Genomic DNA, 23201 nt, shown 5'->3' with positions numbered 1-23201 from the left:
GCTGCCAGGCGGATCCCGAGCAAGTATTGGGGTCAGGCGCACACCAGGAGGTGCCATGGACGATCAAGATCGATCCCGAAGCGACGAGCCGAAGCCCAAGGACGCGGCCGAAGGCGTTCGCATCATCGGCCCCGATGAGGCGGCCGAAGCCATCGAGCGCGGCGACGTTGCGCCCCGCCGCACCGACGACGAGCTCCGCTTCGGCGACCGCCCGCCGGCACCCCCGGCCGGGCCTCGCCCCGCGCTGCGGTTCCCCCTCGACGCCAGCGCCGATCCCACCCGGATCGAGCGCCCACCGGTGCAGCCGGCCCCAGACCCGGTCACCGGTCCCGTCTCCCTCCCGCACTGGACCGAACCGCCCACGGGCGAGGTGCCGGCCGTGCTGATCGGCGACGACGCCCCCCTGATCCCTGACGACGAAGACGACCTCGACGTGTGGTCGTCGTTCGCCACGTCCACCCCCCGCTGGCGCGATGCCGACGACGATTGGGGTGACGACGGCTTCGTCGAGCAGCTGGCCGGTGACAGCGGTGAGGTCCGCGTGGGTGCGCTCGGCGATGTCGATGCCGAGCCCAGCCACGAGGAGTACTTCGGGTTCGACGACATGGAGGAACGGGTGGAAGAGCGCACGGGCGACGCAGGGGTGCCGACCGACGCCGGGCCACGGTTCGATGTCGCAGACGACGATTGGAGCGCCTCGGTCGACGAGCCGGAAGCGCCCGACACCTGGACCGAGGACGACCAGTGGGTCGATGACGGCTACGACGATGGCTTCGACGACGGCGGCGGCGGGCCCTACGCCCCGGCCGGCGGCGGCGACCGCAACATGCCCATGGCCATCGGCATCGGCCTCGGCCTCGCCGCGGTGGCGGTGGTCGCCATGATCGTCGGCCCAGCCGCGGTCACGCTCCTCGTCACCGTGGTCATCGGCTTCTGCGCCGTCGAGTACTTCGAGGTGCTGCGCAAGGTCGGCTGGGAGTCGGCTCGCCTCGTGGGCCTGGTGGCCTGCGCCGCCCTTCCGTTGGCGGTCTACTGGCGAGGCGTCGCGGCGGTGCCCCTGGTGCTGTTCGTGGCGCTGGTGGCCATCTTGGCCTGGTACCTGGTGGGCGCTGGCGGCACCGATCCGCGGGTGCTCGAAGGCTCCGGTGCGACCCTGCTCGCCGTGGTGTGGATCGGTGGCCTCGGCTCCGCCGCCACCGGCATCCTGCGGGCCCACGACGGCATCGCCCTGCTGGTCATCGCCATCGTCGCCACGGTGGCCTACGACGTCGGCGGCCTGTTCATCGGCAAGAGCATGGGCCACCGACCGTTGTCTGCGGCCAGTCCCAACAAGACGCTCGAGGGCCTCGTCGGGGGCATGGGCTGCGCGTTCGTGGTCACCCTGATCCTGGTCAGCATCGTCAAGACCGGTCCGTGGACCACGTTCAGCGCCGGGCTGCTGCTCGGCGTGGGCGCGGCCGTGGCCGCGCCGCTCGGCGATCTCTGCCAGTCCCTCCTCAAGCGCGACCTGGGCGTCAAGGACATGGGCTCCATCCTCCCGGGGCACGGCGGCGTGTTCGACCGCTTCGACGCCATGCTGTTCGTGCTCCCGACGGTCCTGTGGCTGGCGGTCACCGTCGGCAACGTCGTCGTCTGACGTGGTCCGCCACCGTCGCCTGACGGGCCGCTGACCCATGAGCACCACCATCGCCCTCGCCGGGTCCACCGGATCGATCGGTACCCAGACGCTCGACGTCGTTGCCGCCGAGCCCGACCGCTACGAGATCGTGGCGCTCGGCGCCACCGGCCGGAACCTCGACCTGCTCGCCGCCCAGGTCGACGCCGTCCACCCCAAGGTGGTCGCCATCGCCGACGAAGGGTGCGCGGCCGCCGCGAGGGACCGGCTCCCTGGCGTCGAGATCCGCGTCGGCACCGAAGGGCTCGCCAGCCTCGGGGCCGAGGCCGACGTGTGCGTCAACGGCGTGGTGGGCTTCGCCGGGCTGCGCGTCACGCTCGCCACCCTGCTGGCCGGTCGGCGCCTGGCGCTGGCCAACAAGGAATCGCTGATCGCCGGCGGACCGGTGGTGCAGCGGGCGCGCAGCACGCCCGGCGCCGAGCTGGTGCCCGTCGACAGCGAGCACGGTGCCCTGCACCAGTGCCTCCGGTCGCGCGACGAGCGCGGCCCGAGCCGGGTGGCGTCGCTGGTGCTCACCGCCAGCGGGGGACCGTTCCGGGGGCGCAGCGCCGAGAGCCTGGCCTCGGTCACCGTCGACGACGCCTTGGCGCACCCCACGTGGAGCATGGGCCCGAAGATCACCGTCGACTCGTCCACGCTCATGAACAAGGGGCTCGAGGTCATCGAGGCCAACGAGCTGTTCGGCGCCCCGGCGGGCGAGCACGGCGTCGGCATCGGGTACGACCAGATCGAAGTGGTGGTGCACCCGCAGTCGATCGTGCACTCGATGGTCACCTACACCGACGGGTCCACCATCGCCCAGCTGTCGATGCCCAACATGCGCCTGCCCATCGGGTACGCGCTGGCCTGGCCCGATCGCTCGGCCGCTGCGTTCGGTCCGATCGACTGGGCCACCCTCTCGCGGCTCGACTTCGAGCCGCCCGACCTGGCGGCGTTCCCCTGCCTCGGGCTGGCCTTCGCGGCCGGGCGGGCGGGGGGCCTGGCGCCGGCATGGCTAAATGCCGGCAACGAGGAAGCCGTCGCCGCGTTCCTCGATGGGCGCATCTCCTGGTCCGACATCGCGGCGGTGTGCGCCTCGGTGCTCGACCGTCACGACGGGGCCGAAGCGGCCGATGTGGAAGCGGTGATCGAGGCCGACCGCCGCGCGCGCCGTGCAGCCCGTAGCGTGATGGGGATCGAATCGCCCCCCACGGACCCCACCTGATGCCCGACCTGCCCCCATCCACCCCCTCCCACGTGGAGCCGCCCACTCCCGCAGACGACGGGCACGGGCGCCTCGCCACGGCTGAGCGCACCGCGGTCGATCAGGAGCCGGGCGAGGGCATCCCCACCGACGGCGCCGGCGTTCCCTTCGCCGGCCTCCGCCTCGCCGGTCTGCTGGGCGCGCTCGTCCTGCTCGGCGTGTGGAACTTCTGGTTCCTGATCGTCGTCCTCGCCATCGTGGTGATGATCACGCTCCACGAGCTGGGCCACTACCTCACGGCCAAGCGTGCCGGGATGAAGGTCACGGAGTTCTTCTTGGGCTTCGGGCCCAAGATCTGGTCGGTCCGCCGAGGCGAGACCGAGTACGGCATCAAGGCCATCCCCGCCGGGGCCTACGTGAAGATCCCCGGCATGGTGAACCTCGACGAGGTGGACCCCGAGGACGAGGCGCGGACGTACCGCCAGAAGTCGTTCGGCTCCCGGGTCTCGGTGGCCGTCGCCGGGTCGGCGATGCACTTCATGCTGGCGCTGGTGCTGATCTACGTCGCCCTCGTGTTCGTGGGCCAGCCGGGCAAGTCGTTCGCCGCGGCCCCCAAGAGCCCCACACCCATCGTGGAACGGGTGGTCACCGGCTCGGGCGCCGACAAGGCAGGCCTGCAGCCCGGCGATGAGATCCGCGCCATCGAGGGCACCCGCACCCCCACCACGGCGAAGCTGCGATCCACGGCGGCGCCGCTGTACGGCACGCCCGCCGAGGTCACCTACGTGCGAGACGGTGTCACCGGCACCACGGTGGTCGACCTCCGCGCCTACACCTACACGGCCGACGACGGCTCGAAGCAGAAGGCCTGCGGCCTCGGCATCGTGATGCAGGACCCGCCCAACGAGAAGGTCGGACCCGTCCAGGGCCTGTACCGGGCACCCGTCGAGTTCAAGAACATCATGACCGTCTCGATGAAGGGCCTCACCAGCTTCTTCAGCCCGTCGGGCATCTCCGACTTCAGCTCCCAGGTGGGCAGCGCCAACAAGGACCGCTCCACGCAGAAGCAGACCGAAGCCGCCGACGAGAAGGACCCCTGCTCCACCGCAGCAGCCGCGGCCGTCTCCGGCTCGGGCACGCAGACCGGCGAGAACCGGATCCTGTCGATCTACGGCCTGGTCCGGCTCGGATCCAGCGTCGGGGGCGTCGACCCCAGCGCCCTGATCGCCCTGTTCGCCTTCATCAACATCTTCATCGGGGTCTTCAACCTGATCCCGCTGCTGCCCTTCGACGGCGGCCACGTCGCCATCGCCGTCTACGAGAACATCCAAGAGCGCCGCCTCCACCGTCGCCGCTACTTCGCCGACGTGAGCCGGTTGCTCCCGATCACCTACGTCGTGGTGCTGCTGCTCGGGATGCTGTTCGTCTCGAGCCTCTACCTCGACGTGGTCAACCCGATCGGCGGCTGATGGACGACGGCTCGATCTCCCTGGCGACCCGTCGCAAGACCCGTCAGATCATCCTGGCCCACCCCACCCACCCGGTGGCCGTGGGCGGCGACGCTCCGGTGTCGGTCCAGTCGATGACCACCACCAAGACGGCCGACGTCGAGGGCACGCTCCAGCAGGTGTACGCCCTCTACGGCGCGGGCGCCGACATCGTGCGGTGCACCTGCAACGACGCCGACGCGGCCGCCGGCCTGGCGCACATCGTGCCCCGCTCGCCGGTGCCGATCGTCGCCGACGTGCACAACAACTACCGGATGGCGCTCGCCGCCCTCGAGGCCGGCGTGCACTGCCTGCGCCTCAACCCCGGCAACATCAAGAAGGCCGACCACATCCGCCTCATCGCCAGCGAGGCCAAGGACCGGGGCGTGCCCATCCGCATCGGCGTCAACGGCGGGTCCCTCGACGAGCGGCTGTACCAGAAGTACGGCGGCAAGGTCACCCCCGAAGCCATGGTCGAGTCGGCGCAGCAGGAGCTCGCCTACTTCGACGAGGTCGGCTTCGACCAGGTCAAGATCTCGGTCAAGGCGTCCAGCGTGCCGCTCATGATCGAGGCCTACCGTCAGCTGTCGGAGGCCACCGACCACCCGTTGCACCTCGGCGTCACCGAAGCCGGCCCGCCGCCCGCGGGCACGGTCAAGGCCACCGCCGGCATCGCCGCCCTGCTGGCCGAGGGCATCGGCGACACCATCCGCTACTCGCTCACGGCCGATCCGGTCGAGGAGGCCCGCGCCGGTCGCGTGCTGCTCGAGTCGATGGGCCTGCGCGAGCGCAAGGGCCTCGACCTGATCGCCTGCCCCTCGTGCGGGCGCGCCGAGGTCGACGTGATCAAGGTGGCCAACGACGCCCAGGCCGCGCTCGACGGTCTCGACTTCCCGATCCAGGTCGCGGTGATGGGCTGCGTCGTCAACGGCCCCGGTGAGGCGCGCGACGCCGACCTCGGCATCGCCGCCGGCCGCAAGAAGGGCCACCTGTTCGTCAAGGGCCAGGTGGTCGCGGTGGTCCCCGAGGACGAGATGGTCGAGGCGCTGGTCCACTGGGCGGGCACCATCGGCGAGGAGGGCATCGAGGGGGCGCTCACCCACGCCGATTCCAGCGCCCAGGCCGAGGCCGACGCCGACCGTGCGGCCCTGCTCGACGAGCAGGGCGTCGACGCCAACGAGTCCGAGGCCAAGGTCGAGCTGATCCGCAAGAACCTCTCCGCTCGCTGAGCCCGAGCGCCGAGCTGGCCGAGCGCCTCAGCGCGGCGGTCGACCCGTGTGGGCCGTGCCCACCGGCTCGGCGGCCCACGACGGGGTCCGCTCCCAGGCCCCGTCGAACACCAGCTCGCCGAGGGGGCGCCGGCGCACCGGGCCGTGGTGGCCCTCGGGCTTGCCGATGGCCACGGTGGCGGCGATGAGAACGTCGTCGGGGATGGCGAGGAGCTCCCGCAGCTCGGGCTCGGCGTCGGCGTGCCACATGGTGAGCACGCCGCCGTAGCCGAGCGCCCGGGCGGCGAGGAGCAGGTTCTGGCAGGCGGGGTAGACCGACGCGCCGATCGTGGGGTCGCTCCCGCGCCACGGCCGGAGGCACGCCAGGACCACCACCGGCGTCTCCTCGAACCGGTCGACGAAGCGCTGCATCGTGGTGGCCATCCGGGCCTTGGGCGTGTCGGCCGCCGCCCCCGAGCCCGTGTCGTAGCCATCGGCCGCCCGCTTGTCGGCCCACAGCTGGCGGAACGAGCGGCCGAGCAGGGCCTTGGCCTCGGTGGCCTCGGGCCCGTCGCGCAGCACGAGCAGGCGGAACGGCTGCCGGTTGGAGCCGGTGGGCGCCCGGGTGGCAGCGAAGCACATCGTCGCCAGGTGGTCGTCGGGCACCGGGTCGGGACGGAACCGCCGGATCGCCCGGGTGGTGCAGAGGCCTTCGAGGAGGCCGACCGGCTCGATGCCGTCGGGGAGCTGCGGGATGCCGTCGCGGCCAGGGAGGTCCATGCCCCGACGGTAGGGGCGGCACGCCGGCGCTGCCCTCAGGTCACCAGTTCCAGGGGAGGATCGCGCTGACCGCCGGCTTTGGCTCGGCGAAGAACATCCACCACACCGACGCCGCGATGGCCACGACGGTGAAGCCCCAGGCGACCACCTTGATCCACACCGGTTGGTGCTTGAGCTCGTCGAGCTTCGCCTTCTTCTTGGCGTACTCGAGCACGCGCTCGGCCCACGGGAGCTCACGGGCGAGGATCGTCAGGCCGATGATGACGGTGATGATGCCCTGGCCGGGGAGGACGAGCATCGCCAGACCGGCGATGAGCACGATGAAGCCGACGACGATCGTGCCGACCCGGATGATGACGTGGCGGCGGGCCTCCTCCTCGGTGTCCTCCTGGCGCCCCGTGGCGTACTCGGCGGCGATGGCCGCCTCCCGCAGCCGCCCCAGCCGGCCCGGCTCGTCGACCGGCTCGTCGGAGGCGGCCGGCGTGCCGCCGCTCTCGGGGGAGGGCACGGACGAGGTCTCGGGATGGGACAGGTCGACGGGCTCGTCGGCAGCAGCCATCGCTCCAGTATCGCGGCAAGCCCGTTCGACGGCAGTAGGGCCCACCCCCGTCTCGCTCGCCCCGCGCGGCCCTGGTCGGTTCGCCGCGCGGGGCGCGGGAGGATGCCCCGGGTGCGGCGCTCGGCGAGGACGGTCTCCGAGGATCAGGAGGGGGTGGCGACGAGGTCCTGGTACTCGGGATGGCGCTCGATGTAGCCGCGGATGTACGGGCACTGGGGGACGATCAGGATCCCCTCGCGGCGGGCCGCGTCGAGGACGTGCTCGGCGAGCTTGCCGGCGAGGCCCTGGCCCTCGAAGTCCTCGTGCACCTCGGTGTGGACGAACACCCGGTTCCCGTCCTGCATGCGGTAGGTGACCTCACCGGCGTCGGCATCGTCGACGAGCAGTCGGTAGCGGCCGCGCTGGCCCTCGTCTTCCTGGCGGATCTCGATCGTCATGCCCCCAAGGATGCCCACATCTGGAGCAGTTCGAGCGGACCGTCTGGGCACGACGCCTCCGGTCGACCGATCAGGAGGGCACGGCGAGCAGGTCGGCATCGTCGGGGTGCTGGTCGATGTAGCGGGCGATGTACCAGCACCGGGGGATGACCTTCACGCCGTCGGCCCGGGCGTCGTCGAGGCCTCGGCGCGCCAGGCGGGCGGCGAGGCCGCGGCCTTCGAACTCGGGGCGCACGCCCGTGTGGGTGAACGTGCGGATGCCCTCGCTGGTGCGGTGGTCGAGCTCACCGACCTCGACCCCGTCGACCAGCAGCCGGTACTGGCCCAGCGTCGCCTGGCGTTCGTCGATGATCTCGATGTCCATGGCCACCAGGATGCCGCGGGCACGCCGCGACGGCGACGACGCACGAAACCGGGATCGGGGCAAGGGAGTGGCGGCCGGTACGGTTGCCGCCCATGGCCAAGGCACCCGTACTCACCCCCCAGGCTGACGACTTCCCCCGCTGGTACCAGGACGTCCTGGCCAAGGCAGAGCTGGCCGACAACGGTCCGGTGCGCGGCACCATGGTGATCCGGCCGTACGGCTACGGCCTCTGGGAGCGGATGGTGGCCGAGGTCGATGCCCGCATCAAGGACGCCGGCGCCGAGAACGCCTACTTCCCCCTGTTCATCCCCGAGAGCTACCTCACCCGTGAGGCCCAGCACGTCGAGGGGTTCAGCCCCGAGCTTGCCGTGGTCACCCATGCGGGCGGCAAGGAGCTCGACGAGCCCGTCGTGGTCCGCCCCACCAGCGAGACGGTCATCGGCGAGTTCATGGCCAAGTGGGTCAACAGCCACCGGGACCTGCCTCTGCTGCTCAACCAGTGGGCCAACGTGGTGCGCTGGGAGCTGCGCACCCGCATCTTCCTGCGCACCTCGGAGTTCCTGTGGCAGGAGGGCCACACCGCGCACGCCACCGAGGCCGACGCCTCGGCCTACGCCGTGCAGATCCTGAGCGACGTGTACCGCGACTTCATGGTGAACGTGCTGGCCATGCCGGTCCTGATCGGGCGCAAGACCCGCCAGGAGCGCTTCGCCGGGGCCACCAACACCCTCGCGTGCGAGGCGATGATGGGCGACGGCAAGGCGCTGCAGATGGGAACGAGCCACGAGCTCGGCCAGAACTTCGCCAAGGTCTTCGACATCAAGTACCAGAGCGCCGAGGGCGTCGAAGAGACCTGCTGGACCACCAGCTGGGGCGTCTCCACCCGGATGATGGGCGGGCTGATCATGTGCCACGGCGACGACAAGGGCCTGGTGGTCCCGCCGCGCCTGGCCTCCAACCAGGTGGTGGTGCTGGTCATCAAGGACGAAGACGGCGTGGGCGCTGCGGCGTCCGCCCTGGTCGACGAGATCCGGTCCGCCGGCATCCGGGTGAAGCTCGACGACCGCACCGACACCTCCTTCGGCCGACGCGCCACCGCGTGGGAGCTCAAGGGCGTGCCGGTCCGCGTCGAGGTGGGCCCTCGTGATCTCGTCAACGGCGAGGTCACCGTGGTCCGTCGCGACACGGGCGAGAAGCGCCAGGTGGGCATCGCCGGCCTGGCCGCCCACCTGCCCGAGCTGCTCTCGCACCTCCAGGCCGACATGCTCGCCGCCGCCACCCTGCGCCGCGATGAGCACACCGTCACGGTGGCCACCATCGACGAGGCGCGGGAGGCGGCCCAGACCGGGTTCGCCCGCATCCCCTGGGCCACGCTGGGCGAGGAGGGCGAGGCCCTCCTGGCCCGCGATGCCATCACCGTGCGCTGCATCCAGACCGCCGATGGCGACGTCCCCGCCACCGAGGACGAGCCCGGCGCGATCGCCGTGGTGGCCCGGGCCTACTGACCGACCGACCTCACTCGGCGAGCAGGTCGTTCAGCGGGGCGACCTCACCGGGTCGCGCTCAGGCGAGGTCGTCCTCCGCCATCCCTGGGGTCTCGGTTGTCGCCGCCAGGTCCTCCATGGCCTGCCTCGCTTCGGTCGGGGTCGGGCCGACCATGGTGACGAGGAGGTGTGACGCTCAGTCCGCGACGACCAGGTCGGCCGCCACCGGCTCGGGCGTCACGACGGCGCGGCGGGTGAGGCCGAGGGCGGCGGCGCTGGTGAGCACGCCGCCGCCGAACAGCAGCAGCCAGACCTGGTCGAAGCGCGGGCCGAGGTCGGCACCGGCGGTGCGCTGCACCACCAGGGCGAGGGTGAACGCCACGCCCAGGGTGCCGCCGAACTGGCGGATCGCTTGGTTGGCGCCACCACCCACACCGCCGCGGTTGGGCGGGAGGGCCTGGGCAACGGTGCTGGCGAGCTGCGGGAGGACGAGGGCCACGCCGATGCCGGTGAGCACCATCGACGGGAGGAAGTCGCGGAGGTAGGCGGGCGTGGCGCTCAGCGCGACGACCCGCCAGAGGCCCGCCGCCGCGAACACCAGGCCGCCCAGGAGCAGGAGCGGACGCTGGCCGACGCGACCGGCGAGCTGGCCGAACCGAGGAGCGAGGATGGCCACCAGCAGCGGGCCCGGCGTGACGCCCAGGCCAGCCTTGAGTGTGGAGAAGCCCCACACCTCTTCGAGGAACAGCAGCGAACCGAGGAACATCGCCGTGAAGGCGATGCCGAAGGCGAAGGTGGCCGCGTTGGCCCACCGGTAGTCGGGGATCGAGAGCAGCTCGAGGTCGAGCACCGGAGCGGACGTCCGGCGCTGGTGGGCCACGAACACCGCCAGCAGGACCAGCGACAGCGCGAGCGCTCCGAGGGTCCGCGGATCGATCCAGCCCCAGTCGCTGGTCTGGACGACGGCGAGCGAGGCCAGTGCAGCCGCGGCCGCGATCAGCACGACACCCAGCAGGGCAGGGATCCGCGCGTCGGGATCGGTGGACTCCTGGAGCACCCGGAGGCCGACGAGCACGACGCCGATGCCGATGGGCACGTTGATCAGGAACACCCATCGCCAGCCCACCGAGTCGACGATGACCGCGCCGAGGGTGGGTCCGACCGCGCCGGCCGCCGCGCCCATGGCCCCCCAGATGGCGACCGCGACCGGCAGCCGGTCACGGGGGAACGCTCGCATGACCAGGGCGAGGGAGGCCGGGATCACCGCGGCGGCGCCCATGGCCTGGATCACGCGGAACGTGTTGAGCAGGCCGATGGTGGGCGCCACGGCGCACGCGGCCGAGCCGAAGGTGAAGAGCGCGGTGCCGAGCAGGAAGATCCGCTTGTGGCCGACCCGGTCGGCGAGCTTGCCGGCAGGGACCAGCAGGGCGGCGAAGGTGATCGTGTACGCGTTCAGCACCCACGAGAGCGACGACGCGCTGGCGCCCGAGAAGGCGGCGCTGATCGACGGGAACGCGACGAAGAGGATCGTGGTGTCGAGGAACGTCACCAGCACCGCCATCCCCGCCACGGCCAGCGTGCGCTGGGCGTGGCGGGACGGCGCGGGGGAGCGGACCGCGCCGCCGGTGCCGGTGGCGGTGCTCATCGGAGGCGCTCGATGATGGTGGCGTTGGCCAGGCCGCCGGCCTCGCACATCACCTGCAGCCCGATGTGGGCGTCTCGCTGCTCCATGGCGTTGAGCAGGGTGGCGGTGAGCCGGGCGCCCGACGCGCCGAGCGGGTGACCGAGGGCGATGGCGCCACCGTTGACGTTGACCGTGTCGAGATCGGCACCGAGCTCCGCGGCCCAGGCCAGCACCACCGAGGCGAACGCCTCGTTGATCTCCACCAGGTCGATGTCGGCCATCGTCATGCCAGCCCGCTGGAGGACCTTCTGGGTGGCCGGGATGGGCGCGGTGAGCATCATCAGCGGGTCGTCGCCCGACACGGCGAAGGTGTGGAAGCGGGCCCGCGGCGTGAGGCCGTGGGCCTGGGCGTACTCGTCGGAGGTGACGAGCACGGCGGCGGCCCCGTCGCTGATCTGGGAGGCGTTGGCGGCGGTGACCACCCAAGGCAGCTCGGGGTAGCGGGCCTCCCACTGCGGGCTGCGGAAGGCGGCGGGCAGCTGGGCGAGGCGCTCGAGGGTGCCGCCGGCCCGGATGCCCTCGTCGGTGAGGACCTCGTGGAGGGCGCCATCGGCTCCCGGCGCCTTGACGGCGGTGATCTCCCGGTCGAACCGACCGGTCGCGGTGGCTTCAGCGGCCAGCTGGTGGGAGCGGAGGCTGAACGAGTCGACGTCGGCGCGCGAGAGGCCCCACTTGGCGGCGATGCGCTCGGCGGCGATGCCCTGGGGGATGAGGCCGTCGGGGTACCGCACGCGGAAGCCGGGGCTGAACGGGTCGGCGGTGACCGCGGAGCCCATCGGGACCCGGCTCATCGACTCGACCCCCGTCGCGATGACCAGGTCGTAGGCGCCGGCGTCGATGCCCTGGGCGGCGAAGGCGGCGGCCTGCTGGGACGATCCGCACTGCCGGTCGACGGTGGTGGCGGGCACCGACTCGGGGAAGCCGGCGGCCAGGACGGCGTTGCGGGTGATGTTGAGCGACTGCTCGCCGACCTGCGACACCGTCCCACCGATGACGTCGTCGACCTCGGCGGGATCGATGCCGGTCCGCTCGACGAGCGCTTGGAGGACGTGGGCTTCGAGGTCGACCGGGTGGACCCCGGCGAGCGCACCGGTGGGCTTGCCCTTCCCGATGGGGGTGCGGACGGCATCGATGATCACGGAACGGGACATGGGGACCTCCGGTTCGGCGCAACCGCGCTGGTTGCATGACGCAACCTACCGAGGTGAGTTGTGTGATGCAACTAACTGGAGACGTGCCATCCGCCACCCTCGCCTCGCCCGGCAGAGCCGTCAGGTGCGGCGGACCGTCTTGCGCCCGTCGGTGGCCGACCAGCGATCGATGACGAGCTGATCATCGGCCACGGAGACGACCACCACGGTGGCCAGATCGATGGTGAAGAGCTCGGCGGGCATGTCCTCCTCGATGCCCCGGTCGGCCGTGTAGCGGCCCATCACGCGGGCGACCTCGGCCGGATCGTCGACCGCCACCCCGCGGCCGGTGAGCTTCACGTCGCCGTCGCCCGGGTCTGGCGAATCGGCCTTGACCTTGCGCGACTCCCAGGGGATGCCGTGGAGCGCCAGCCGGGGGTCCCGCCGCAGGTCGTCGGCCTTGCGGGCCCCGGGCATGGAGCCCAGGTAGAGGTGGTCCTCGAAGAAGAACGGGTCGATCCCGCTCAGGCGCGGCGACCCGTCGGCCATGAGGGTGCCGAGCACGCAGTTGGTGGTGGAGGAGATGAGGGCGCGGGCCCGGGCGCCGAGCTCGGGATCGGCCTGTTCGAATGCGGTCCATGACGTCATGGCGCCATTGTCCCCGAGGGGGGTGACAGCGGGACAGGGCGGTGGCCCATCTGACGCGCACCTGAACCGCTGGCTGCGGGGGGAGGGCACGCCGCGGAAGGGTGGTCCTCGGCGGCGGGTGTCGCGGAGGTTTCGGCCAGGAGAACCGGAGGGGCACCGGCTATGCTGGAGCCGTTCACCTCTCGGGGTGGCGAGGCGTGGGCCTTGGGCCCACGCCCTTTCTTTGTCCGGACCGTTGTGCGGTCGTGTCGTGCGAGCAACCAGAGGAGGCGCCTGATGGACACCACCACCCGTGTGCGCCTGCTCATCGAGCCGTTGGTCGAGGCCGCCGAGGTCTCGATCTACGACTTCGAGTACGCAGGCGGCGTCCTGCGCCTCACCGTCGATCGCCCCGGCGGCGTCGACATCGGGGTCATCGGCAAGCTCACTCGCGACATCTCGCGGATGCTCGACGAAGAGGATCCGATGCCCGGGCAGTACACCCTCGAGGTGTCGAGCCCCGGCCTCGAACGGGCCCTGCGCACCCCGGAGCACTTCGCCGGCGCCGTCGGGACCCTGGTCAGCATCAAGACCCGGGCCGGCGTCGAGGGCGACCGCCGGTTCAAGGGCGTCGTCACCGCCGCCGACGACGACACGGCCACCATCGCCGTCACCGGTGGCGACCCGGCCGCGCCGCGCACCATCGCCCTCGCCGACATCGAGCGGGCCCGCACGATCTTCGAATGGGGGCCGGCGCCCAAGCCCGGCGCCGGTTCCAAGCCCGGTGCGGCCCCCAAGTCCTCCCCGTCCTCCAAGAAGAAGGCAGCCAAGTCATGAGCAACGTCGATCGCATCGAAGCCATCAACACGCTTGCGCAGGAGAAGGGGATCTCGCCCGAGACCCTGATGGGTGCGCTGGCGGATGCCCTGGAGTCGGCGTACAAGCGGCTCCCCGGTGCCTACGAGTACGCGTGGGCCACCATCGACCCGGTCAACGCCGAGATGCGCGTCACCGCGCAGGAGCTCGACGACGACGGCGAGCCGTTCGGCCCGGAGCTCGACGTCACCCCCGACCAGACCACCCTCGGCCGCATCGCTGCGCAGACCTTCAAGCAGGTCATGATGCAGCGCCTGCGCGAGGTCGACCGCGAGATGAAGTACGACGAGTACGCCGGGCGTGAGGGCGACATCGTCACGGGCATCATCCAGCAGACCGATGCGCGCTACACGCTGCTCGACCTCGGCCGCGTCGAGGCCCTGCTGCCGCAGGCGGAGCAGGTGCCCTACGAGCGGCCCGAGAACAACAGCCGCCTCAAGGCGTACATCGTCGAGGTCCGCAAGACCTCCAAGGGCCCGCAGATCGTGGTCAGCCGCACCCACCCCGGGCTGATCAAGCGCCTCTTCGAGCTCGAGGTCCCCGAGATCGCCGACGGCATCGTCGAGCTCAAGGCCTGCGCCCGCGAGCCCGGGCACCGCACCAAGATCGCCGTCTGGTCCAACGACCAGAACGTCGACCCGGTCGGCGCCTGCGTCGGCGCCCGCGGCGCCCGCGTGCGCATGGTGGTCAACGAGCTGCGCGGCGAGAAGATCGACATCGTCCCCTTCTCCGAGGACCTGCCCGACTTCGTGGCCAAGGCCCTGCAGCCGGCCAAGGTCAAGGAGGTGCGGATCCACGAGGACACCGGCACCGCCGAGGTCATCGTGCCCGACTACCAGCTGTCGCTCGCCATCGGCAAGGAGGGCCAGAACGCCCGCCTGGCCGCCCGCCTCACCGGCTGGCGCGTCGACATCAAGAGCGAGAGCCAGCTGGCCGAGGAGGAGTCGTACAAGACCGACGACTGGGCCCAGGGCGAGTGGGTCTACGACGCCGCCACCGGTGAGCAGGTCTGGATCGACGCCGAGGGCGGCGAGGCCGTGTCGGCCGATGCCTGGGCTGCTGGCGAGGGCGACGGCGAAGGCGGCGAGACCGAGGCCGAAGCGGTGGCCGACGTCGACGCCGAGGACGCCATCGAGCTCACGCCCGAGGACGGCCACGGTGCCCCCGACGCCGAGGCCGAGGTGCTCGACGACGGCACCGCCGACCCCGGCGATGCCAGCGAGCCCCTGGCCGACGAGCACGCCGAGGCCCCTGCCGAGGGCGCCGACGAGGTCGAAGATCCCAGCTGATCAGCGGCGCAGCCCGCTGCGCACGTGCGTCGGGTGCCGGAAGGTGCGCCCCCAGGACGAACTCGTCCGGGTGGCGCGCACCGGCGACGGATCGCTCGCCGTAGGGCGTACACTGCCTGGACGAGGCGCCTGGCTCTGCCGTGGTTCCTCCTCGTGTCTGGACCTCGCTGGAGGGCGGGGCGGGTTCGCCCGCTCCTTCCGGGCCCCGGTGAGTGCGTCGGCCCTGGCCGAACTGCGCTCGGCGATGGCCGCTGACCAGCAGTCCTGACCACAACCGACTTCGTGCCCGGGGTACCGGCTGCGCGAGACTAAGGAACTGTGCCCGGGGCGTCCCGGTCGCGTCGCAAGCAACAAACGCAGGAAGGCCTGGCGAACACACGTTGGCAGCAAAGATCCGTGTCCATGAGCTCGCAAAAGAGCTCGGTCTCACCAACAAGGAGACCTTGGACCTCTGTGTGACCCTTGGCATCGCCGTCAAGACGCACTCCTCGAGCATCGAGGACCCGCAGGCCGACCGCGTCCGTCGCAAGGCCGAGCGCGAAGGGCTCATCCGCGACGAGCAGCCGCCGGAGCCCGAGAAGCCCAAGAAGGCCGGCGCCAAGAAGGCCGCCGCCAAGGCCGAACCGGCCGCGCCCGCCGCCGAGCCGGTGGCCGAAGCGCCCGCTGCTCCTGCCGCCGCGCCCGAGGCGCCCGCGCCGACCCCCACCTCGCCGCCCCCAGCGGCCCCTCCAGCGCGCCGCGTGCTGACCTCGAGCGGCTCCACCGCCCCGCCGCGGCCCCCGGCCCGTCCGGCCGAGGCGCCCCCTGCTCCGGCCCCGCCGGCTGCTGCCCCTCGTCCGGTGGCCCCGGCCCCGGCCGCGCCCCGTCCCGCCGCCCCGGTGGCGCCCCAGGCGCCGGCGGCCTCGGCCGCGCCGGCTCCCGCGGCCCCGCCCGCTGCGGCTCCTCCGGCCGCCGCGGCTCCTCCGGCCGTTGCGGCGCCGGCTCCCGCCGCGGCACCCGCCGAGGGTGCGGCCACTCCGCCGGTGTCCTCGTCGGGCAAGCCCATCCCGCCTCCGCCGCCGCCCCGCTCGCTCACCGGCAAGCCGATCCCGCCGCCGCCCGGCATGGGTGGCCGCGTCACCCGTCCGTCGGCTCCTGGCCGCCCCGGCGGCCCCGCCGGCATGCCGGCCCGCTCGGGCGCCGGCCCCAACCGGCCCATGGGCGGCCCGCGCCCCAACGTGCCCGGCGCCGGCGTCTCGCCCGGTGGCGGCCCTGGCGGTCGTCCCGGTGGACCTGGTGGCGGACCTGGCGGCCCTGGCGGTCGTCCCGGCGGTCCCGCTGGTCGTCGTCCTCCCCGTCGCAAGGGTCGTCGTCGTCGCAACCGCGAAGAGCTCCAGCCGATGGACCTCCCGTCGTACACGCCGGACAACTCGCCGGTGCCCGACGGCGTCATCGTCGTCGAGCGGGCGTCCACGCCCCAAGAGCTCGGCCCCCGTCTCAACCGCACCGCGGCCGACGTGGTCCGGTTCCTGATGCAGCAGGGCGAGATGGTCACGGCCACCCAGTCCCTGACCGACGACATGATCGAGCTGTTCGTCGCCGAGATCGGCGCCGAGATCCGCCTGGTCAACCCCGGTGAAGAGCAAGAGGTCGAGCTCCAGAAGGTGCTCGGCGTCGAGGAGCTCGACGATGAGGACGACGAGGAGGCCACCGAGTGGCGCGCCCCGGTCATCACCGTCATGGGTCACGTCGACCACGGCAAGACCAAGCTGCTCGACCGCATCCGCAACGCCAACGTCGTCGCCGGCGAGGCCGGCGGCATCACCCAGCACATCGGTGCGTACCAGGTGATCAAGGACGGCAAGGCCATCACCTTCATCGACACCCCGGGCCACGAGGCGTTCACCGCCATGCGGGCCCGCGGTGCCGACGCCACCGACATCGTGGTCCTCGTGGTCGCGGCCGACGACGGCGTCATGCCCCAGACCATCGAGGCCATCGATCACGCCCGGGCGGCCGACGTGCCGATCGTCGTGGCGGTCAACAAGATCGACCGCGACAACGCCGATCCCGACAAGGTCCTGGCCCAGCTCGCCGAGCGCGGCCTGGTGCCCGAGTCGTGGGGCGGCGACACCATCGTCTGCCAGATCTCGGCCCTCCAGGGCATCGGGATCGACGAGCTGCTCGACAACCTCCTCGTGGTGGCCGAGCTCGAAGACCTGCGGGCCAACCCCGACGGTCGGGCCAAGGGCGTCGTGCTCGAAGCCAAGCTCGACCCGGGCCGTGGCCCCGTCGCCACCATCCTCGTGCAGCGCGGCACCCTCAAGGTCGGCGACCCGCTGGTCGCCGGTCCCGCCTGGGGCCGAGTGCGGGCGCTCATCAACGACAAGGGCGAGCAGGTCAAGGCCGCCGGCCCGTCCACGCCGGTGCAGGTCCTCGGCCTCTCCGACGTCGCCACCGCCGGTGACGACTTCGTGGTCGCCAAGGACGAGCGCACGGCCGCCAAGGTGGCCGAGCAGCGGGAGCACTACAAGCGCCTCGCCACCATCTCCGGCTCGGCCTCCGTGTTCCACGGCGGCGCCAAGCTCGAGGACATCTTCACCCAGATCCAGGCCGGCGAAGCGGCCACGCTCAACCTCATCATCAAGGCCGACGTGACGGGCTCGCTCGAGGCCGTCACCGCCAGCCTCAAGAAGCTCGAGCGCGACGAGGTCAAGCTCTCCTTCGTCCGTGAGGGCGTCGGCGGCATCCTCAAGTCCGACATCGAGCTGGCGATGGCGTCGAACGCCACGATCATCGGCTTCAACGTGCGCCCCGACCGCCAGGTCCGCGAGTTCGCGGCCACCGAGGACGTCGAGATCCGCACCTACGAGGTCATCTACCACCTCCTCGAGGACATCGAGGCGGCCATGGTCGGCATGCTCGCCCCCGAGTTCGAAGAGGTGGTCACCGGCGAAGCCGAGGTCCGCGAGATCTTCTCGGTGCCGAAGGTCGGCAAGATCGCCGGCTGCTACGTCACCAACGGCCAGATCACCCGGGGCTCCAAGGTCCGCTTCCTTCGCGAGGGCACGATCATCTGGAAGGGTGCGATCCAGTCGCTGCGCCGCTTCAAGGACGACGTGCGCGAGGTCAACCAGGGCTTCGAGTGCGGCATCGGCCTCACCGACTTCCAGGACCTCAAGGACGGCGACATCATCGAGACCTACGAGGACCGCGAGATCCCTCGGACGTAGCAACTCGTTCATGAAGAGAGCCCCGGCCGAACGCCGGGGCTCTCTCGCGCTTGGGATGACCACTAGCCGGGGAAACGACATCGGTGTAACTTGCCGGCATGGGCGTGCTGCGGTTCTCGTACGGGACGATGGGGTCGGGGAAGTCCACGCTCGCCCTGCAGATCCACCACAACCTGTCCACCCGCGGGCTGCGCGGGCTGCTGTGCACGCACCTCGACCGTGAGGGCGCCCAGGTGTCCAGCCGGCTCGGCGTGGCCGCATCGGCGGTCGATGTGGGCCCCAAGCTCGACCTCTTCGCGCTCGCCGCCCAGCAGGTGGAGCACCACGGCACGCTCCACTACCTCGTGTGCGACGAAGCCCAGTTCTACGCTCCCGAGCAAGCCGATCAGCTGGCGCGGATCGTCGACGAGCTCGGTGCCGACGTGCACGCCCTCGGCCTGCTCACCGACTTCCGCGGCCGCCTGTTCCCGGCCACGGCCCGCCTCCTCGAGGTGGCCGACGAGCGCTGCGAGCTCCAGGTCGAGGCCCGTTGCTGGTGCGGTTCGCGGGCCACGCACAACGCCCGCCTGGTCGACGGCGTCCAGGTCTACGACGGCGAGACCGTCGTCATCGGCGACGTGGAAGCACTCGGCGACGCCACCCCTGCCGCCGTGTCCTACGAGCTGCTCTGCCGCCGGCACTGGATCGTCGGCGAGACCGGGCGCCTCGACGACGCCACCGAGCGCGCCCTCTCCGCCACCTGACCGCGGAACCCATGGGGGAGCGGCGCAGGCCGGTCGGTAGGCTTGCCGGGCTGTGTTTGCCAGTGTCTTGGTCGTCGACCTGCATCTTCCGGTGACCGACTCGCTCAAGGCGAAGCGTGCGGTCATCACGCCCATCCTCGAAGGCGCTCGTCGCCGGCACCGGGTGGCGTCGTCGGAGGTCGCCTTCCAGGACCAGTGGCAGCGCAGCGAGCTGGCCTTCGCCACCGTGGCGTCCAGCGAGACCCAGGCCCGAGAGGTGCTCGACGCGGTGGAACGGTTCGTGTGGTCGTTCCCCGAGGTCGAGGTCATCGCCGCTCGCCGGTCCTGGCTCGACGAGGAAGAAGACGTGTGATGAAGAAGCGAACGACCGCCCGCGACTACCCCCGCACCGCCCGCCTGAACACGCTGGTCCGCGACATCCTCGCCCGCGAGCTGGGCCGCATCGACGACGAGCGCCTCGAGTTCGTCACCCTCACCTCGGTGGTCGTCGACGGCGACCTCAAGAAGGCCGTCGCCTACTACGACCACTCCCGCGGCGATGAGGCCGACGACGAGGTGGCCGAGGCGTTCGACGAGCACCGGTCCCGGCTGCAGCGGTCGATCGGGCGCGAGGCGCACATCAAGCGGACCCCCGAGCTGCGGTTCGAGCTCGACGGCGTCCTGCGCAACGCCCAGCACATCGAGTCGGTCATCCGGACCCTGCCCGATCTCGATCCCGGCGCCACGCCCGTGGAGTACGACCCCGAGCTGTACAAGCCCGACCCGGCCGCCGACGACGACTGATGGGGCGGCGCGGCGGGAGCCACGACGGACCCGACGGGCTGGTGGTGGTCGACAAGCCCACCGGCTGGACCAGCCACGACGTCGTGGCCAAGAGCCGTGGGCTGCTCGGCACCCGCAAGGTCGGCCACGCCGGCACGCTCGACCCCGATGCCACCGGCGTGCTGCTGCTCGGCGTGGGCACGGCCACCAAGCTCCTGCGGTTCCTGTCGCCCCTGGGGAAGGCGTACGTCGGTGAGGTCCGGTTGGGGGTCGACACGTCCACGCTCGACGCCTCGGGCGAGGTCACCGCGGTCCACGACATGCGCTCGGTCGCGCTCGACGACGTGCGGGGCGTCCTCGCCCGGTTCCGCGGGCCGATCGAGCAGATCCCGCCCATGGTCTCGGCAGTGAAGATCGACGGCAAGCGCCTCCACGAGCTGGCGCGCGAGGGCAAGGAGGTCGACCGGGCACCTCGGCCGGTCACCATCCACGCGCTGGAGGTCGGGCCGGCCGACGCGCCGATCGACGACATCGACGTGTCCGCCCTCGAGCGGATCGGCGGGGAGCCGACGCCCGAGTGGCAGGCCGCCGCCGACGGTGGTGCCGGCATCTCGTTCGCCATCGCCGTCACCTGCTCGTCGGGTACCTACATCCGCACCCTCGCCCAGGACATCGGCGTCGCCTTGGGCGGCGGGGCCCACCTGGTCTCGCTCCGGCGCACCTCGGTCGGTCCGTACACGCTCGCCGATTCGGTCCGGCTCGAGTCGATCACGCCGGAGTCGCCCCTGCCCGTCGCCGATGCCGTCCGCCACCTGGCGAGGGTCACGGTCGACGCCGAGCGAGCCTCCGACATCGCGGTCGGCAAGGTCCTGGAGCGCGAGGTGCTCGGCCTGGATCCCTCCAGCACTGGCGAGTGGGCCGTCTTCAGCGAAGCCGGCAAGCTCCTCGCCGTCTACGAGCCCTTCCGAGGCTCCACGGTCAAGCCCAGCCTCGTCATCCCCACCTGACCTCTCGCCGGTCGGGGCGGGAGGGTCAGCTGACGAGGAAGGCGACGCTGTGCCAGCCGCTGGCGCCGTCGGGGAACGGCTTGGCCCGGTCCTCGGTCTGGGTGGCCCCGGTGGCATCGGTGGCCCGGCACACGACCTGGTGGCGCCCCGGGGTGGCGTCGAACTCGTAGACCCACTGCCGCCAGGTCAGCTTCGAATCGGCCGCCGCGAGGGTGGCCTTGGTCCACGGCCCGTCGTCGAGCTTGATCTCCACCTTGTCGATGCCGCGGGTCTGGGCCCACGCCACCCCGCCGATCTTGGCCTTGCCGGCCTTCACGTTCTGGAGGCCGCGCGGGGTGTCGATCCGAGACATCGTCTTGATCGGGCCGCGGTCCGACCAGTCCCGCTTGACCCAGTACTGGTCGAAGTCGGCAAAGGTCGTGAGCTCGATCTCGGTCAGCCACTTGGTCGCTGACACGAAGCCGTACAGGCCGGGGACGATGATCCGCGCCGGGAAGCCGTGCGCCAGGGGGAGGGGCTCGCCGTTCATCCCGACGGCGAGCATCGCGGGACGGCCGTCGAGGGTATCGACGGGGAAGCCGGTGGTGAAGCCGTCGAAGGCCCGGCCGACGATCTGGTCGGCACCCTTCTGGATGCCGGCGGTGGCGAGCAGCTCCTTCAGCGGGACGCCGAGCCACGACGCGGTGCCGACGAGGGCGCCGCCGACCTCGTTGGAGACGCACGTCATGGTGATGCGCTCCTCGATCATGTCCATCGCCAGGATGTCGTCGTAGGTGTACTCGACGTCGTGGTCGACCATGCCCTTGATCTTGAGCTTCCACGTCTCCGCAGCGATCTGCGGCACCGTCAGGTTGGTGTCGATGCGGTAGAAGTCGCTGTTGGGCGTGATGAACGACGAGATGCCCTGCAGGTCGAGCACCACCCCGGCGGCGACCGGCGCCGGAGCCTTCTTCGGCTTCGGGAGCACCACGGCCAGCCGTGACGACGCCGCGCTGAAGCGCCCCTGCAGCCAGCGTCCGCCGGTGGTGGCGGCCACGCCGACCACGACGACGGCGGCGGACATCTTGAGGAACCCGCGGCGGGCGAAGGCGCCGTGGGGAGGGTCGGTGGGCGAGGCGGTCGGACCCGCACCGGCAGCCGCCCCCGTGCGCCCGACCGGGTGGACGAGGCGGTCCACGGCCTTGGGGTGATCGGCGTGGGGGATCACGGCCAGGAGGAGGGCCAGGGCGGCGATGCCGACGACGGCGCCGATGATGCTGGGCAGTCCGGCCCACACGGGGGCCCCGACCTCCTGGCCGGCGGCCCACACGCCGACGACGCCGAACAGGGCGATGCCGGCGGCTCCGAGCAGGAACCTCCGGCCGGCCAGGATCCCGACCACCAGACCGAGGATGGCGGCGAAGGAGTAGATGCCGAACAGGAGCGCCTTCTTGTCGTTGGTGCCGAAGGTCTCGATGGCGAAGTCCTTCAGCTGGCGGGGGACGGCGTCGATCACCCGGTTGCCGACGGAGATCACGGGCGAGGTGAGCTGGGAGGACAGCCCGGCGATGAGCTCGCCGATCGCCAGCGCGAGCGCGGCCGCCAGGAGCCCCGCGAGCGCCGTGCGCCAGATCGATGGCCGCGGGGGCCGGCGCTTCGGCCCCGTGGCCTCGTCGCCGGACGGGTCCCCAGAAGGGGAGAGCGCGGGCGAGCCCGCCTCCGGGCGGGTCGGGTGGGTGTCGGGGTCCATGGACGGTGTTCGGCGCGGCGGCGGTGGGCGGATCGAACCGGCCCGTCACGACGCCGTGGTCCACGTGGTCGCGGCGGGCCACGAGCACCGCCGCCGCCGGGTGGCCCGGCGAGCGCGGGGCGTCGGGGAACGAGCAATTCGTGCCCTCTGACCTGCGATCGAACGAGAAGTTCGCCGAGCCCGTCATCCGGATCGCCGTCCACGTTCGTAGATCACCCGAAGCGTTGCTCACCTGGGCGTCGCTCCCCACCACGAAGGGACCCCACCATGAACACCTCCACCCGACGGAAGCTTGCCGCTGCCGTCATCCCGTTCGCCCTGTTCGTTGCCGCCTGCGGCAGCAGCGGCGGCAGCGACTCCAGCTCCAGCAAGACCACCGAGACCACGATGGCGAAGGGCACGGACAGCAGCACCACCGCGGCCAACAGCGGCGCCTCCACCATGGCTGCGCCGGAAGGCGACGGCTGCGCTGCGGTGCCGAAGACGGGCTCCGGCTCGTTCGACGGCATGGCGCAGGATCCGGTGGCGACGGCCGCCAGCAACAACCCGGCCCTCTCCACCCTCGTGACCGCGGTGACCAAGGCCGGCTTGGGCGACACGCTCAACACCGGCGGGCCGTTCACCATCTTCGCCCCCACCAACGATGCGTTCGCCAAGATCCCCGCGGCCGACCTGGACAAGGTCCTCGCCGACAAGGCCACGCTGACCTCGATCCTCACGTACCACGTGATCCCCGAGCGCATCGAGCCTGCTGACCTCGGCGGCACCTACACCACGGTCAACGGCGCCAAGCTCACCGTCTCCGGCGACGCTCCGGCGTTCGAGGTCGGTGCCGACGGCGCCAAGGTCGTGTGCTCCGGCGTGCAGACCGCCAACGCCACCGTCTACCTGGTCGACTCGGTGCTGATGCCCCCGGCTGCCGGCTGACCTCCACCACCTCCCTCGTCCGGGGGGAGGGCAGGGAC

At 71.7% G+C, this 23201-nt stretch carries 22 protein-coding genes; 14 read left to right on the top strand and 8 right to left on the bottom strand.

Annotation, left to right across the window (positions count from 1 at the left end; translation table 11 throughout):
- Positions 1 to 55 precede the first annotated feature (55 nt).
- The 4 genes from ACPPVX_RS01780 to ispG are packed head-to-tail and all read left to right on the top strand — an operon-like array spanning position 56 to position 5574.
- The gene (locus ACPPVX_RS01780) at positions 56 to 1636 is read left to right on the top strand and encodes a phosphatidate cytidylyltransferase (RefSeq protein WP_426573167.1); all 1581 of its coding nucleotides are present in this window, start codon (positions 56 to 58) and stop codon (positions 1634 to 1636) included.
- A gap of 37 nt (positions 1637 to 1673) precedes the next feature.
- Positions 1674 to 2879, top strand: a complete 1206-nt coding sequence (gene dxr / locus ACPPVX_RS01775; RefSeq protein ID WP_426573166.1) for a 1-deoxy-D-xylulose-5-phosphate reductoisomerase — start codon at positions 1674 to 1676, stop codon at positions 2877 to 2879.
- Positions 2879 to 4327: a M50 family metallopeptidase gene (locus tag ACPPVX_RS01770; protein WP_426573165.1), complete on the top strand. Its 1449-nt coding sequence runs from the start codon at positions 2879 to 2881 to the stop codon at positions 4325 to 4327. Before dxr ends, ACPPVX_RS01770 begins: the two co-directional genes overlap by 1 nt.
- Entirely contained in the window at positions 4327 to 5574 is a 1248-nt protein-coding gene (gene ispG / locus ACPPVX_RS01765; RefSeq protein WP_426573164.1) for a flavodoxin-dependent (E)-4-hydroxy-3-methylbut-2-enyl-diphosphate synthase, read from the top strand. Before ACPPVX_RS01770 ends, ispG begins: the two co-directional genes overlap by 1 nt.
- Before the next feature lie 27 nt (positions 5575 to 5601).
- Here ispG and ACPPVX_RS01760 read toward each other — a convergent pair whose 3' ends face one another.
- From ACPPVX_RS01760 to ACPPVX_RS01745, 4 genes are all read right to left on the bottom strand, one after another.
- Positions 5602 to 6333 carry a nitroreductase family protein gene (locus tag ACPPVX_RS01760; protein ID WP_426573163.1) on the bottom strand — a complete coding sequence of 244 codons (732 nt, stop codon included), beginning with the start codon at positions 6331 to 6333 and terminating at the stop codon, positions 5602 to 5604.
- 40 nt (positions 6334 to 6373) lie between these two features.
- Complete coding sequence (locus ACPPVX_RS01755) at positions 6374 to 6892, bottom strand: PGPGW domain-containing protein (RefSeq protein WP_426573162.1); 519 nt, start codon at positions 6890 to 6892, stop codon at positions 6374 to 6376.
- Positions 6893 to 7035: 143 nt separating this feature from the next.
- Positions 7036 to 7329: a GNAT family N-acetyltransferase gene (locus tag ACPPVX_RS01750; protein WP_426573161.1), complete on the bottom strand. Its 294-nt coding sequence runs from the start codon at positions 7327 to 7329 to the stop codon at positions 7036 to 7038.
- A 70-nt stretch (positions 7330 to 7399) separates the two neighbouring features.
- Positions 7400 to 7693 (bottom strand): GNAT family N-acetyltransferase, encoded by a 294-nt coding sequence (locus ACPPVX_RS01745; RefSeq protein ID WP_426573160.1) that lies wholly within the window; start codon positions 7691 to 7693, stop codon positions 7400 to 7402.
- 92 nt (positions 7694 to 7785) lie between these two features.
- Here ACPPVX_RS01745 and proS point away from each other — a divergent pair, with 92 nt between their 5' ends.
- Positions 7786 to 9198, top strand: a complete 1413-nt coding sequence (gene proS, locus ACPPVX_RS01740; protein ID WP_426573159.1) for a proline--tRNA ligase — start codon at positions 7786 to 7788, stop codon at positions 9196 to 9198.
- A 175-nt stretch (positions 9199 to 9373) separates the two neighbouring features.
- On the opposite strand, the gene ACPPVX_RS01735 is transcribed toward proS, so the two are convergent.
- The 3 genes from ACPPVX_RS01735 to ACPPVX_RS01725 all read right to left on the bottom strand — a co-directional run bounded on the left by ACPPVX_RS01735 (position 9374) and on the right by ACPPVX_RS01725 (position 12639).
- Positions 9374 to 10822: a DHA2 family efflux MFS transporter permease subunit gene (locus tag ACPPVX_RS01735; RefSeq protein ID WP_426573158.1), complete on the bottom strand. Its 1449-nt coding sequence runs from the start codon at positions 10820 to 10822 to the stop codon at positions 9374 to 9376.
- On the bottom strand, positions 10819 to 12012 hold the full coding sequence (locus ACPPVX_RS01730) for a thiolase family protein (protein ID WP_426573157.1): 1194 nt from the start codon (positions 12010 to 12012) through the stop codon (positions 10819 to 10821). Before ACPPVX_RS01730 ends, ACPPVX_RS01735 begins: the two co-directional genes overlap by 4 nt.
- A 120-nt stretch (positions 12013 to 12132) precedes the next feature.
- On the bottom strand, positions 12133 to 12639 hold the full coding sequence (locus ACPPVX_RS01725; RefSeq protein ID WP_426573156.1) for a pyridoxamine 5'-phosphate oxidase family protein: 507 nt from the start codon (positions 12637 to 12639) through the stop codon (positions 12133 to 12135).
- Positions 12640 to 12915: 276 nt separating this feature from the next.
- On the opposite strand from ACPPVX_RS01725, the gene rimP reads away from it, so the two are divergent.
- The 8 genes from rimP (at position 12916) to truB (ending at position 20507) form a co-directional block, all read left to right on the top strand.
- On the top strand, positions 12916 to 13455 hold the full coding sequence (gene rimP / locus ACPPVX_RS01720) for a ribosome maturation factor RimP (protein WP_426573155.1): 540 nt from the start codon (positions 12916 to 12918) through the stop codon (positions 13453 to 13455).
- Positions 13452 to 14783, top strand: coding sequence for a transcription termination factor NusA (gene nusA / locus ACPPVX_RS01715; RefSeq protein WP_426573154.1), 1332 nt, complete (start codon positions 13452 to 13454; stop codon positions 14781 to 14783). Before rimP ends, nusA begins: the two co-directional genes overlap by 4 nt.
- Positions 14707 to 15051, top strand: a complete 345-nt coding sequence (locus ACPPVX_RS01710; protein ID WP_426573153.1) for a YlxR family protein — start codon at positions 14707 to 14709, stop codon at positions 15049 to 15051. The genes nusA and ACPPVX_RS01710 overlap by 77 nt, the downstream gene beginning before the upstream one ends.
- A 112-nt stretch (positions 15052 to 15163) precedes the next feature.
- Positions 15164 to 17995, top strand: coding sequence for a translation initiation factor IF-2 (gene infB, locus ACPPVX_RS01705; protein WP_426573152.1), 2832 nt, complete (start codon positions 15164 to 15166; stop codon positions 17993 to 17995).
- 98 nt (positions 17996 to 18093) lie between these two features.
- On the top strand, positions 18094 to 18738 hold the full coding sequence (locus ACPPVX_RS01700) for a thymidine kinase (protein WP_426573151.1): 645 nt from the start codon (positions 18094 to 18096) through the stop codon (positions 18736 to 18738).
- 52 nt (positions 18739 to 18790) lie between these two features.
- Positions 18791 to 19090 carry a DUF503 domain-containing protein gene (locus tag ACPPVX_RS01695; RefSeq protein ID WP_426573150.1) on the top strand — a complete coding sequence of 100 codons (300 nt, stop codon included), beginning with the start codon at positions 18791 to 18793 and terminating at the stop codon, positions 19088 to 19090.
- Positions 19090 to 19521: a ribosome-binding factor A gene (locus ACPPVX_RS01690; protein WP_426573149.1), complete on the top strand. Its 432-nt coding sequence runs from the start codon at positions 19090 to 19092 to the stop codon at positions 19519 to 19521. The genes ACPPVX_RS01695 and ACPPVX_RS01690 overlap by 1 nt, the downstream gene beginning before the upstream one ends.
- Positions 19521 to 20507 (top strand): tRNA pseudouridine(55) synthase TruB, encoded by a 987-nt coding sequence (gene truB, locus ACPPVX_RS01685; protein ID WP_426573148.1) that lies wholly within the window; start codon positions 19521 to 19523, stop codon positions 20505 to 20507. Before ACPPVX_RS01690 ends, truB begins: the two co-directional genes overlap by 1 nt.
- A 25-nt stretch (positions 20508 to 20532) precedes the next feature.
- Here truB and ACPPVX_RS01680 read toward each other — a convergent pair whose 3' ends face one another.
- Positions 20533 to 22236, bottom strand: coding sequence for a molybdopterin-dependent oxidoreductase (locus ACPPVX_RS01680; protein WP_426573147.1), 1704 nt, complete (start codon positions 22234 to 22236; stop codon positions 20533 to 20535).
- Between the two features lie 267 nt (positions 22237 to 22503).
- Here ACPPVX_RS01680 and ACPPVX_RS01675 point away from each other — a divergent pair, with 267 nt between their 5' ends.
- On the top strand, positions 22504 to 23163 hold the full coding sequence (locus tag ACPPVX_RS01675; RefSeq protein WP_426573146.1) for a fasciclin domain-containing protein: 660 nt from the start codon (positions 22504 to 22506) through the stop codon (positions 23161 to 23163).
- Positions 23164 to 23201: the final 38 nt, after the last annotated feature.

The sequence above is a fragment of the Aquihabitans sp. McL0605 genome (genome assembly GCF_049993875.1).
GTDB lineage: Bacteria > Actinomycetota > Acidimicrobiia > Acidimicrobiales > Iamiaceae > Aquihabitans.
Note: the sequence above shows the minus strand (reverse complement) of the source record. Positions and strands in the feature narration are given on the sequence as shown.